Here is an 11,427-nt window from a genome sequence, read left to right on the forward strand (position 1 = left end):
TTGCAGTACCAAACACACACAATCTTTTTTATATAAAAACCGCAGTTTTCAATCTCCAGTTCTCCTACTAATATGAGGCCTGGCGCTTGAAAACCGCATTCTGATAGGAGCACATCATGGAGTTTGATATGGTCGATAACGCAGCTTTGGGCACCGTCATCAAGGTCGTCGGAGTCGGCGGCGCAGGTGGCAATGCAGTTCAACACATGATTAACAAGGGTATGTCCGGCGTAGAGTTCATCGCCGCCAATACCGACGCCCAGGCACTGTCGACTTCCAAGGCGAACAACATCATCCAGATCGGCGAGACCGGTCTGGGTGCTGGCATGAAGCCTGACGTCGGCCGTCAGCTGGCGGAAGAATCGCGTCAGCGCATCGAAGATTCGCTGCGTGGCGCACACATGGTGTTCATCGCTGCCGGCATGGGCGGCGGTACCGGCACCGGCGCTGCGCCTATCGTGGCCGAAGTGGCCAAGTCGCTGGGCGCGCTGACCGTAGCGGTAGTCTCCAAGCCTTTCTCGCACGAAGGCCAGAAGTGCATGGACATCGCTGACGAAGGTCTGGAACAGCTGTCGGCCAATGTCGATTCGCTGATCGTGATCCTCAACGAGAAGCTGGAAGAAATCTACGAAGACGAATCGCTGATCGAATGGCTGCAACACGCCGACGACGTGCTGAACAACGCCGTCGCCGGTATCGCCGAGATCATCAACGTGCCGGGCCACATCAACGTCGACTTCAACGACGTGAAGACCATCATGGGCGAGCAGGGCAAGGCCATGATGGGTACCGCCACCGCTTCCGGTATCGACCGCGCACGTATCGCTGCCGAACAGGCTGTGGCTTCGCCGCTGCTGGACGGTGTGGATCTGTCGGGCGCCCGTGGCGTGCTGGTCAACGTGACCGCCAGCCGTGGCCTGAAAGGTAAGGAAATCAAGGAAGTCATGGCAGCCGTACGCGCTTTCGCTGCACCGGATGCGTCGATTGCACAGGGTATCGCTTACGACGACAGCATGGGCGACGATATCCGCGTGACCGTGGTGGCGACCGGTCTGGGCAAGGCCAAGAAACACGTACAACTGGTGCCACAGCAGATGCTGCGTACCGGTACCCACAATGCGCCGATGGTGCCATCGGCAGCCATGGGCGGTGCCGCCACCACCAGCGTTTCGATGGGCGTGGGCAGCAGCATCGACGGTGGTGCCAATGCTGCCATGCGCGGCATGAAAGCACCGGCCGTATGGCGGCGTGATTCGGCCGCCGAACAGGTGGCTGCGCTGGAGAAAAACGGCATGGAGCAGTACGACATTCCAGCCTTCCTGCGCAAGCAAGCTGACTAAAATTTATCCGCGTCCGGCAAGAACCGCAGGCTTCAGGCATACTGCGCGTTCTATGCCGGTTTAGGCCGCGCTAGAGCGCGGCTTTTTTACGTTTACATTCATTGCGGAGATTATTATGACCATCAAGATCGGTGACACCCTGCCAGAAGGCACCCTGTCCGAATTCATCGAGACGGCAACCGAAGGCTGCTCGCTGGGCCCGAATACTTTCCAGGTGAAAGATCTGGTGAAAGGCAAGAAGATCGCTATCTTCGGCCTGCCAGGCGCCTACACCCCGACCTGCTCGGCTCAGCACGTGCCAGGCTATGTTCAGCACGCCGACGCGCTGAAAGCCAAGGGCGTGGATGAAATCTGGTGCATTTCCGTCAACGACGCCTTCGTCATGGGCGCATGGGGCCGCGACCAGAAAGCCACCGGCATCGTCCGCATGATGGCTGACGGTAACGCCGATTTTTCGAAAGCACTGGGTCTGGACGCCGACTTCAGCAAGTTCGGCATGGGCACCCGCTCGCAGCGCTACTCGATGCTGGTGGTCGACGGCGTAGTCACCCAGCTCAACGTGGAGCAGGGCGGCAAGTTCGAAGTATCGAACGCCGAAACCATGCTGGCACAGGCGTAATTCGCTAGTAGCATAGAAAAATGGCGCTGCGGCGCCATTTTTTTTCGTCAGTGTCAAATGACTTGGGCTGGGCAGCTAGCACGTAACTAATGAGGCCATTTTCCCAGCTGATTTTTATAGCAAAGGGATTGTGTTCGTTATACGGCGCCGTAGTCATAGGTAGCCCTATAACTAGGCTGGTCGCATTACAAAAAATCCGAGGAGTCAGCACGAGTAAGGGATGGAGGTCTCTCATTTCCGCACCGACGTGAGGATTGAAATCGATCCAGATGATGTCGCGCCGATCGGGTACCCATGCAGATGAACGTTTCATTTGATGATTTCGCATCCGACGTTGGTGCTAGGCAGATATTCACCTCCGTACTGGTCAGGATCAAAGAGCGCCAGCATCTGCTCTAGCGTCGCGATACGGGCAAGTTGGGCTGCTGTTTTAGCTTGTCGTTCAGGCACTGTAACAGTGAGTGACTGCCCTTGGGTTAGGCGGTGCAGTTGTGCGAACTCGCTGGGAATGCAAAGTGCGAGATGCTCGCCGATTTTCTGTAGTACCAGTGTTACCTGCGTATCCATCGTGGTCTCCTGTGCATGGCTGAGCAGCTTGCTATAATCTTCAGGCTTGTATCGTCATTCTTTTATACTTGATTCCGGCTCCCGACGTCGCCACGTTTGATGTCCTCTTCGTTCGAAAGAACCCCCTGCAAGGAGCTTGCTCTGTCTTCTGCTACCCGTTCCGATAATCTGCGCAGTATCTATGCGATGCTGGTGTCCGTGGCCATGTTTTCGCTGATGGACACGGCCATGAAAGTGCTGTCGGCCCACTATCCGGCCACGCAGGTGACGGCCATGCGGGCTTTGAGCTCGCTGCCCTTGCTGTGTGCTTATATGCTGGCGCGCGGTGCCTTCCGCGGTATTACCAAGGTGCGCTGGCCAGTGCATGTGCTGCGCAGCGTGCTGGGCGTGACCATGCTGACCTGTTTCGCTTTCGGGCTGAAGGAACTTTCGCTGGCACAGGCTTATACGCTGTTCTTTATTGCGCCGACCTTGATTACGGCGCTGTCGGTCTGGGTGCTCAAAGAGAAAGTCGGGCTGGGGCAGTGGGTGGCCATCGTGGTGGGCCTGCTGGGCGTGCTGGTGGTGCTGCGCCCCGAAGGCAGCGGCTTTATTTCGCTGGGCGGCCTGGCTGTGCTGGGCGCCGCCACTTGCTATGCGCTGGCGGCCATCGTCAGCCGGGTGCTGGCGCGTACGGACAGCAATGAATCCATGATGTTCTGGTATCTGCTGATGATGGCGGCCGGTGGGCTGGCCATGTCGCTGGCACACTGGGTGCCGCTGCGAGCCGAAGATGGCTGGGTGTTGCTGGCGCTGGCGCTGAGCGGCTTCTTCGGCCAGCTGGCAATTACCCGTGCCTTTAGTTCGGGCCAGGCTTCGGTAGTGGCACCGTTCGAATACTCGGCGCTGGCATGGGGCGTGGCGATCGACTGGCTGCTGTGGCAGGTGCTGCCGGACGGCTATACGCTATTGGGTGCGGCCATCATCATCGCCAGCGGCATTTATCTGGTACGGCGCGAGAGCGTGCACGCGGAAGCCGAACATCCCTGAGCGCATGGCGGGTGCACTCGCGCCTGTGCCGCGCGGTGGGTGCGGCAGTGCAGCCGTTAGCTCAGGTGGTGATCTGCAGCCGCATGAACTGGCAGCCGGCGGCACCCTCGCGTGGCTCGGCTACGAAGCCGAGTGCGCGGTAGAGCTGGATGGCGGCTGGGTTGTCCAGATAGACCCATAAAGTCATTGCACGGAAGCCGTGCCGCGCCACGCCTGCCCTGATCAATTCGTTGCAGAGTATCTGTCCGATGCCCTGCTTGCGGCGCTGCGGATCGATGATGATGCGGCCTAGATGTCCCGTATCGGGCTCGCGGCGAAAAATCTGTCCGAACCCTGCCAGATTACCGTGCAGGTCAAGCAGGGCATAGCTATCCATCGGCTCGGTTTCGAGCAAACTCTGCAGCGCAGCGCCATCGAAGGGAAACGCCAGCTTCGGTCCGGCCCAGCGCTGGCACTGTTCGGCATCGCTGATCCAGTTGCCCAGCGTGGCGAAATGGCGCGGTGCGGGCGGCTGCAGGCTATAGGTCATCGGGCAAGTTCCAGAGAAAAAGGTCGCTGGCGTATTCTGCCATTTCTGCGCATGGGACGTGGGGCGGCATGGCTTTACCATTGGAAACACCGTTGACAGCGGGAATCAGCTAACTTCGCTATAATCGGCAGATGCTCAAACAACGTACCATCAAAGAAATGGTCCGCACCACCGGTGTGGGACTGCACTCCGGCACCAAGGTCGAACTGACCCTGCGTCCGGCCGCGCCGGATACCGGCATCGTGTTCCGCCGCGTCGATCTGACGCCGGTGGTGGAATTCCCTGCCAGTGCCATGGCAGTGGGCGATACCCGCATGGCTTCCGTGCTGATCAAGGATGGTGCGCGCGTCTCGACCGTGGAACACCTGATGTCGGCCTGCGCCGGCATGGGCCTCGATAACCTGTATATCGACGTGAGCGCGGAAGAAATTCCCATCATGGATGGTTCGGCGTCGTCCTTCGTGTATTTATTGCAACAAGCGGGCGTGCAGGAGCAGGAAGCCGCCAAGAAGTTCATCCGTGTGCTGAAGCCCGTGGAAATCCGCGAAGGTACGGGCGACAAGGAAAAATGGGCGCGTTTGACGCCCTACAACGGTTTCAAGCTGGACTTCTTTATCGAATTCAACCATCCGGCCGTGGATGGTACCCAGCAGCGCGCCGAAGTGGATTTCGGCGATGTCTCCTATGTGCATGATGTGGCGCGCGCGCGTACTTTCGGCTTCATGCAGGACGTGGAAATGCTGCGCGGCATAGGTCTGGCGCGTGGCGGTTCGCTGGAAAACGCCATCGTGATGGATGAATACCGCATCCTGAATGCCGATGGCTTGCGCTACGACGATGAATTTGTGCGCCACAAAATTCTCGATGCCATCGGCGACCTGTATCTGGTGGGCCACCCCCTGCTGGCCAGCTACGAAGCCCATAAATCAGGCCACGCGCTGAACAACCAGTTGCTGCTGGAACTGCTCAAGCATCCCGATGCGTACGAAATCGTTTCGTTCGGTTCCGAGCAGGCGGCGCCACCATCCTATCTGCGTCAGATGGCGCGCGAGTGGGCACTGAACTGACGTCGGCGTGCCACCACCAGCAAGCCTAGGCCGGCCATCAGCATGGCGTAGCTGGCTGGTTCCGGTACTGGCAGCAGATTAAAGGTAGTCACTAGCCCATAGTTGTCCTGCATGGTGCCCTGCGACATGGTGTAGGCGCGGCTGGTGAGCGGGTCGCGGAAAGTGCCCTCCATGTATGCGGACCTGGGTGCCAGTGCCGTTAGACCGTAAAAGCGTATATCCAGCAAGAGATTGCCTTGCGCTGGATCGTAATTGAATGCCTTACCACTAAAGGTCAGCACAGGCTGGGCATTGCCGCTCAGTGCATAGTTGCCGAAGAATTGATGATTGCTGCCTAGATTGTTATCGAGATTGTTTTCATCGAGATGGTTGACGGTCTTGTTCGTGGTAGACAGGCTGACCGTGTAGCTGGCACTTTCAAATTTGCCCCCGCCGTTGCGATTACTGGTGTACCAACTGATGTTGTTGATGGTGATGGGGCCGGAAAACGCTGCAGCGGAAAAGACTTGTTGATAGCGAGTGCCCTCCGAGTCGCCAAAGCAGCCGAACGGGTAGCAGTTGGGCGTGCTAGCCGTGCCAACGGTGATGGCGTTCTGAGCATGACAGACACTGCTGGCAGCCAGCAGCAGGGCAGTGAGTAATGTTTTCATATCGAGTCTCTCAAGTGAGTGTCGCGCGCGGCGCGACATGTATCTTAAACAACATTACAATTCTTGTTTAAAGATCACTAAATTGTCAATATGATATTTTGACTGGGTGGATGTGTAGCCTAGGTCGCGCCATGACGCCGCCGTTCGACTAGGCGGCGGAGGGCTGCGATCAGATCGCGGTTTTGTTGCGAGTCGGGCAGTTCATGGCTCAGCTGGTCAAACGCTTGCACGGCACTTTCGTTCAGTGACAGGCTGCGCATCGGCTCTTTGATGTCGGCCGGTTTCACCATCTGCACACGCAATTTCACTTGATCGACTTGCCAGCCGCGCCGCGCCAGCGTCTCTTGCAGCTTGGGAATCTGCTGCTTGAGTTTGGCTGCTAGTGCGGCGTTGGGCAGGGCCAGTGTCAGCACATTCTGTTCGTAGGACAGAATCTCACAGTATTTGAACATGGCCGGCAGGGCGGCCGCGCAGTCTTTCTGTAGCGACGCCATGCGCTCGATGGCGGGCAGCAGAGTGGCCATGCGATCGTCGCGGCGCAGGAAATCCGTTGCTTCCACGGCGGTGCGGCGTTTGATGGTCAAGTTGGAAGAGTTGAAGCGCATGGGCCGCAACATATCACAGCGGCAAAAAAACGTCACGGCAAAGGGAAATCGGCCCGAAATCCGCCGGTTTTATGACTTTGTTCATGCTTGAGCTATTGTTAATCCGGCCAATAACCCAATGTAGGCGCGGTCGCATGATAAAATCATGGTCTTTTGCCATAGTCGAATAGCGAGCGCTAGGGCACGCAATCCCTTCCGGGCTTTTTTAACGGCGTTTTTTCAAGAATTCAAGCATGTCATTACTGACCCAGATTTTCGGTAGCCGCAACCAGCGGCTGCTCAAGCAATACCAAAAAACGGTACGCGAGATCAATGCGCTCGAGCCGGCCATGGAAAAACTGTCCGACGCCGAGCTGCAAGCGAAAACCCCGGCTTTCAAGGAACGTATCGCGCAGGGCGCCAGCCTTGACTCGCTGCTGCCTGAAGCTTTTGCCGTCTGCCGCGAAGCCAGCAAGCGCGTCTTCAAGATGCGCCACTTCGATGTGCAGCTGATCGGTGGTATGGTCTTGCATTATGGCAAGATCGCCGAAATGGGCACGGGCGAAGGTAAGACCCTGACGGCAACCCTGCCAGCCTATCTGAATGCGCTGTCCGGCAAGGGCGTGCACATCGTCACCGTCAACGACTATCTGGCCCAGCGTGACGCCGATACCATGGCCAAGCTGTATGGCTGGCTGGGTCTGAGCACCGGTATCAACCTGTCGCAGATGGAGCATAGCGCCAAACAGGCCGCTTACGCTTCCGACATTACCTACGGTACCAATAACGAATTCGGCTTCGATTACCTGCGCGACAACATGGTGTTTGAAGCCCGTGACCGCGTCCAGCGCGCGCTCAACTTCGGCATCGTCGATGAAGTGGACTCGATCCTGATCGATGAAGCCCGAACGCCGTTGATCATTTCCGGTCAGGCCGAGAACCATACCGACCTGTACTACAAGATCAATGAAGTGCCACGCCTGCTGACCCTGCAGATCGGCGAAGAAACGCCGGACGGCAAGGGCAAGGTCGAAGTACCGGGCGATTACACCAAGGATGAAAAAGCTCATCAGGTGCTGCTGACCGAAGCGGGTCACGAAAAAGCCGAAGCCATTCTGACCCGTATGGGCCTGCTGCCGGAAGGCGCGTCGCTGTACGATTCGGCCAATATCTCGCTGGTGCATCACCTGTATGCCGCGCTGCGCGCCCATGCGCTGTACTTCAAGGATCAGCACTATGTGGTGCAGAACAATGAAGTGGTCATCGTCGATGAATTCACGGGACGTCTGATGACGGGCCGCCGCTGGTCCGATGGTCTGCATCAGGCCGTGGAAGCCAAGGAAGGCGTGAAGATCCAGAACGAAAACCAGACGCTGGCCTCGATCACCTTCCAGAACTACTTCCGTATGTACGCCAAACTGGCCGGTATGACCGGTACCGCTGATACCGAAGCCTACGAATTCCAGGAAATCTACGGTCTGGAAACCGTGGTCATTCCGCCTAACCGTCCTTCGCAGCGTAAAGACCGTCACGATCAGGTCTACAAGACCTCGGCCGAGAAGTACAACGCCATGATGCTGGAAATCCGCGAGTGCTACGACCGCGGCCAGCCAGTGCTGGTGGGTACTACCTCGATCGAAAACTCGGAACTGCTGTCCGGCATCCTGACCAAGGGCGGCCTGCCGCACAATGTGCTGAATGCGAAACAGCACGCGCGCGAAGCAGAGATCATCGCTCAGGCCGGTAGCCCGAAAGCCATTACCATCGCCACCAATATGGCCGGCCGTGGTACTGACATCGTGCTGGGCGGTAACGTCGAGAAGCAGATCCAGTTCATCGAAGCCAATCCTGCACTGAGCGATGCGGAAAAAGCTGCCCAGTCGAAAGCCCTGCGCGATGGCTGGCAGGCGCTGCACGAGCAAGTGGTGGCCGCGGGCGGTCTGCACATCGTCGGCACCGAGCGCCATGAATCGCGCCGCGTCGACAACCAGCTGCGTGGCCGAGCTGCCCGTCAGGGTGACCCCGGTATGTCGCGCTTCTTCCTGTCGCTAGATGACCAGTTGCTGCGTATCTTCGCCGGTGACCGCGTGCGCGCCATCATGGACCGTCTGAAGATGCCGGAAGGCGAACCGATCGAAGCAGGCATTGTGTCGCGTTCGATCGAATCGGCCCAGCGCAAAGTGGAAGCACGTAACTTCGATATCCGTAAGCAGCTGCTGGAATACGATGACGTCGCCAATGACCAGCGTAAAGTCATCTATCAGCAGCGTAACGAGCTGCTGGAAGCGACCGATATTTCCGAGCTGATCGATTCGCTGCGCCACGGCGCCTTCACCGATCTGGTACGCGAATACGTGCCGCAAGAATCGGTGGAAGAACAGTGGAATCTGGCCGGTCTGGAAAAAGCGCTGGCAGCCGAATGGCAGATCGAACTGCCGCTGCGCGGCCTGCTGGAGTCGGAAGCCAATCTGAACGACGAAGACATTCTGGAGCGCGTGCTGGCAGCAGCCGATGCGCTGTACCAGTCGAAAGTGGCGATCGTGGGCAAGGAAGCCTTCGCCGGCTTCGAGCGCAATGTCATGCTGCAGAGCGTAGACAGCCACTGGCGCGAACATCTGGCGGCACTCGACCATCTGCGTCAGGGTATCCACCTGCGCGGCTATGCGCAGAAGAATCCTAAGCAGGAATACAAGCGTGAAGCCTTCGAACTGTTCGGCCAGATGCTGGACATGATCAAGCAGGAAGTGGTCAAGCTGATCATGACGGTACGCATCCAGTCGCGTGAAGAAATCGATGCGGCCGAAGCGGCCATGCAGCAGTCGCACGTGGAAAACGTCAGCTACCAGCACGCTGATTTCAACCCGAACGCAGCGCCGGAAGAACTGCTGGCACCTGCACCGGCCATCGCCGGTCTGCCGGCAGAACTGGCTGGCCTGTCGGGCGAACAGCTGATGGAACTGGGCCTGAAAGTAGGCCGTAACGATCCATGCCCTTGCGGCAGCGGCAAGAAATACAAGGCTTGCCACGGCAAGCTGGCCTAAGCGTCCGACGCGCACGGCTGAACCGACCCGGTACTGCGCAGGCAGTACCGGGTTTTTTTTCGTTCTGGGGGCAGCTAGGCGGCGCAGGGCAGTGATTTGCCTGAGAGAATGAATTAAACTGCTTGCACCATTCCTTTGTTCAGTCCTTGTTCAGCCCTTGTTCAACCTATGACCAGCCCGTCATCCCTCGCCCAGCGCGTGAGCACCAATTCCGTCCTGACCATAACCTGTGTGCTGGCGCTGCTGTATTTTGGCCGCGATGTGCTGCAGCCGGTGGCGCTGGCCGTGATTCTCAGCCTGCTGCTGGCGCCCATGCTGCAGGTGCTGGGCCGTTTCGGCCTGCGCCGTCTGCCTGCCATGCTGATCACGCTGGTGCTGGCCGGCGTCTGCGTGGTGGGCACGGCCATGGTGCTGGCCACCCAGTTGCTGCGCGTATCGGAAGATCTGCCCCAGTACCGCGCCGCCATCCAGATCAAGATCGATCAGGTGCGCACGGCAGTGGAACGGCCATTCGCCCACATGCAGGCCAGCTTCGGCCAGATCAGCAGCCCGCTGGCAGCGGAGCCGCAGAACGTGGCGGCACCAGCGGCCCAGCAGCTGGTGACAGCACCGCAGACCGATCTGCTGAGCGATGTGACCAGCAAAGTCTGGGGCCCACTGGGCGAAACTGGGTTGGTGCTGGTGCTGCTGATTTTCGTCGTGCTGGAACATGAATCGCTGCAGGACCGTCTGATCCGGCTGGCTGGCCAGCGTGAAATCGGCCGCACTGCGCGTGCGCTGGCCGATGCCGCCCAAGGGGTGGCGCGCTTCTTCTTTTCCCAGTTCGTGGTGAATGCCGCCTTCGGCATCGCCATTGGTCTGGTGCTGTGGGTAATGGGTCTGCCCCATGCCGTGCTGTGGGGCACGCTGAGTGCCGTGCTGCGTTTCGTGCCATATCTGGGCGCGCTGGTGGCCGGTGCCCTGATCGCGGGGTTTGCCGCAGCCGTTGATCCGGGCTGGCAGCTGGCGCTGTCCTGTCTGGCGGTATTCGGCGTGCTGGAGCTGCTGGTGGCGAATGTGGTGGAGCCGAATGTGTATGGGCACAGCACGGGCCTGTCGCCACTGGCCGTGATGGTGTCGGCACTGTTCTGGGGCACGCTGTGGGGGCCGGTCGGCTTGCTGATGTCGACCCCGCTGACGGTCTGTCTGGTGGTGGCAGGGCGGCATGTGGCGGCGCTGGAATGGCTGGCGATCTTGCTGGGGCAGGCACCCGATGTGACGGGGGCGCAGCGCTTCTACCAGCGCGCCCTGAATGGCGATACGGGGGCGATCCTGCGCGATGCGCGGCCTTTCCTGCGCCGTAACAGTCTGGCGCGCTATTGCGATCAGGTGCTGTTGCCGGGGCTGGCACTGGCCGGCGCCGAGATCCGCGCCGAACTGATAGATGCCAGCCAGCGCGAACATTTACGCCATACTGTGGCCGAAGTGGCGGAAGCACTGGCGCCCAGTGGCGTGACGCGCGCCAAGCGCTGTCAGGTGTCGCTACTCGATGCCAATGTGGGCGCCCATTTGCGCCATTTGCGTGAAGCCCGTCTGGGGCGCTGGCAGGGTTCGCTCGATGTGCCGCAGCGCTCCATCATCCTGTGCGTCAGCCGCGCAGCCGAGCGCGATGAACTGGTCAGCGAATTGCTGGCCCGGGCGCTGCGTGAAGCCAGCCACGATGCCCGCTCGGTGGTGGTGCCGATCGCACCGGAAGAACAGGATCCGGACAAGGCCGATCTGGTGTCGACGCTGTTCATTCCGTATCCGGCGCGCGATACGCTGGAAGCGTGGATAGAGGTCGTGACGCAGTTGCGCAGCAATCTGCCGCAGGCGCTGCTGGCCACTATCCGGCCTGCGCTGGAAGAAGACTTGCCAGCGCTGGGCAGTGTGCAGCCCCATGTGGATATGGTGCTGCGTTCGTTCGAAGAAGCGCTGGCCTTCGTGGCGCCGCGCGCGGCCAGCCGTAACTAGCCGAGCAAG

At 59.3% G+C, this 11,427-nt stretch carries 11 protein-coding genes; 6 read left to right on the forward strand and 5 right to left on the reverse strand.

Going from position 1 to position 11,427, the window contains the following annotated elements:
• Positions 1-116 precede the first annotated feature (116 nt).
• Entirely contained in the window at positions 117-1,340 is a 1,224-nt protein-coding gene (gene ftsZ, locus ABNT42_RS18135) for a cell division protein FtsZ (RefSeq protein WP_348699297.1), read from the forward strand.
• A 115-nt stretch (positions 1,341-1,455) separates the two neighbouring features.
• Positions 1,456-1,959 carry a peroxiredoxin gene (locus tag ABNT42_RS18140; RefSeq protein ID WP_348699300.1) on the forward strand — a complete coding sequence of 168 codons (504 nt, stop codon included), beginning with the start codon at positions 1,456-1,458 and terminating at the stop codon, positions 1,957-1,959.
• Positions 1,960-1,963: 4 nt separating this feature from the next.
• Here the strand turns inward: ABNT42_RS18140 and ABNT42_RS18145 are convergent, their stop codons facing one another.
• Both ABNT42_RS18145 and ABNT42_RS18150 read right to left on the reverse strand, forming a co-directional pair.
• On the reverse strand, positions 1,964-2,287 hold the full coding sequence (locus ABNT42_RS18145) for a type II toxin-antitoxin system PemK/MazF family toxin (protein ID WP_348699302.1): 324 nt from the start codon (positions 2,285-2,287) through the stop codon (positions 1,964-1,966).
• Positions 2,269-2,526: a hypothetical protein gene (locus tag ABNT42_RS18150; RefSeq protein WP_348699304.1), complete on the reverse strand. Its 258-nt coding sequence runs from the start codon at positions 2,524-2,526 to the stop codon at positions 2,269-2,271. Before ABNT42_RS18150 ends, ABNT42_RS18145 begins: the two co-directional genes overlap by 19 nt.
• 186 nt (positions 2,527-2,712) lie before the next feature.
• On the opposite strand from ABNT42_RS18150, the gene ABNT42_RS18155 reads away from it, so the two are divergent.
• Entirely contained in the window at positions 2,713-3,555 is an 843-nt protein-coding gene (locus tag ABNT42_RS18155) for a DMT family transporter (RefSeq protein ID WP_348700122.1), read from the forward strand.
• Between the two features lie 61 nt (positions 3,556-3,616).
• On the opposite strand, the gene ABNT42_RS18160 is transcribed toward ABNT42_RS18155, so the two are convergent.
• Positions 3,617-4,084, reverse strand: coding sequence for a GNAT family N-acetyltransferase (locus ABNT42_RS18160; RefSeq protein WP_348699306.1), 468 nt, complete (start codon positions 4,082-4,084; stop codon positions 3,617-3,619).
• 131 nt (positions 4,085-4,215) lie between these two features.
• On the opposite strand from ABNT42_RS18160, the gene lpxC reads away from it, so the two are divergent.
• Positions 4,216-5,151 (forward strand): UDP-3-O-acyl-N-acetylglucosamine deacetylase, encoded by a 936-nt coding sequence (gene lpxC, locus ABNT42_RS18165; protein ID WP_348699308.1) that lies wholly within the window; start codon positions 4,216-4,218, stop codon positions 5,149-5,151.
• Here the strand turns inward: lpxC and ABNT42_RS18170 are convergent.
• Complete coding sequence (locus ABNT42_RS18170; RefSeq protein ID WP_348699310.1) at positions 5,121-5,801, reverse strand: PEP-CTERM sorting domain-containing protein; 681 nt, start codon at positions 5,799-5,801, stop codon at positions 5,121-5,123. The genes lpxC and ABNT42_RS18170 overlap by 31 nt on opposite strands.
• A gap of 119 nt (positions 5,802-5,920) precedes the next feature.
• Positions 5,921-6,406, reverse strand: coding sequence for a DciA family protein (locus ABNT42_RS18175; protein WP_348699312.1), 486 nt, complete (start codon positions 6,404-6,406; stop codon positions 5,921-5,923).
• 233 nt (positions 6,407-6,639) lie between these two features.
• On the opposite strand from ABNT42_RS18175, the gene secA reads away from it, so the two are divergent.
• Together secA and ABNT42_RS18185 are read left to right on the forward strand one after the other, a co-directional pair.
• Positions 6,640-9,426, forward strand: a complete 2,787-nt coding sequence (secA, locus tag ABNT42_RS18180) for a preprotein translocase subunit SecA (RefSeq protein WP_348699313.1) — start codon at positions 6,640-6,642, stop codon at positions 9,424-9,426.
• A 168-nt stretch (positions 9,427-9,594) separates the two neighbouring features.
• Entirely contained in the window at positions 9,595-11,418 is a 1,824-nt protein-coding gene (locus ABNT42_RS18185) for an AI-2E family transporter (RefSeq protein WP_348699315.1), read from the forward strand.
• The last annotated feature ends 9 nt before the right edge of the window (positions 11,419-11,427 follow it).

The organism is Duganella fentianensis, assembly GCF_964031615.1.
Taxonomy (GTDB): Bacteria; Pseudomonadota; Gammaproteobacteria; order Burkholderiales; family Burkholderiaceae_D; genus Rugamonas; species Rugamonas fentianensis_A.

Excerpts from the sequence above, each read along its gene's own strand:
- ABNT42_RS18155 (WP_348700122.1), top strand. The coding sequence starts at position 2,713 with ATGCTGGTGTCCGTGGCCATGTTTTCGCTGATGGACACGGCCATGAAA.
- lpxC (WP_348699308.1), top strand. The coding sequence starts at position 4,216 with ATGCTCAAACAACGTACCATCAAAGAAATGGTCCGCACCACCGGTGTG.
- ABNT42_RS18150 (WP_348699304.1), bottom strand. The coding sequence starts at position 2,526 with ATGGATACGCAGGTAACACTGGTACTACAGAAAATCGGCGAGCATCTC.
- secA (WP_348699313.1), top strand. The coding sequence starts at position 6,640 with ATGTCATTACTGACCCAGATTTTCGGTAGCCGCAACCAGCGGCTGCTC.
- ABNT42_RS18185 (WP_348699315.1), top strand. The coding sequence starts at position 9,595 with ATGACCAGCCCGTCATCCCTCGCCCAGCGCGTGAGCACCAATTCCGTC.
- ABNT42_RS18175 (WP_348699312.1), bottom strand. The coding sequence starts at position 6,406 with ATGCGCTTCAACTCTTCCAACTTGACCATCAAACGCCGCACCGCCGTG.
- ABNT42_RS18170 (WP_348699310.1), bottom strand. The coding sequence starts at position 5,801 with ATGAAAACATTACTCACTGCCCTGCTGCTGGCTGCCAGCAGTGTCTGT.
- ftsZ (WP_348699297.1), top strand. The coding sequence starts at position 117 with ATGGAGTTTGATATGGTCGATAACGCAGCTTTGGGCACCGTCATCAAG.
- ABNT42_RS18140 (WP_348699300.1), top strand. The coding sequence starts at position 1,456 with ATGACCATCAAGATCGGTGACACCCTGCCAGAAGGCACCCTGTCCGAA.
- ABNT42_RS18145 (WP_348699302.1), bottom strand. The coding sequence starts at position 2,287 with ATGCGAAATCATCAAATGAAACGTTCATCTGCATGGGTACCCGATCGG.
- ABNT42_RS18160 (WP_348699306.1), bottom strand. The coding sequence starts at position 4,084 with ATGACCTATAGCCTGCAGCCGCCCGCACCGCGCCATTTCGCCACGCTG.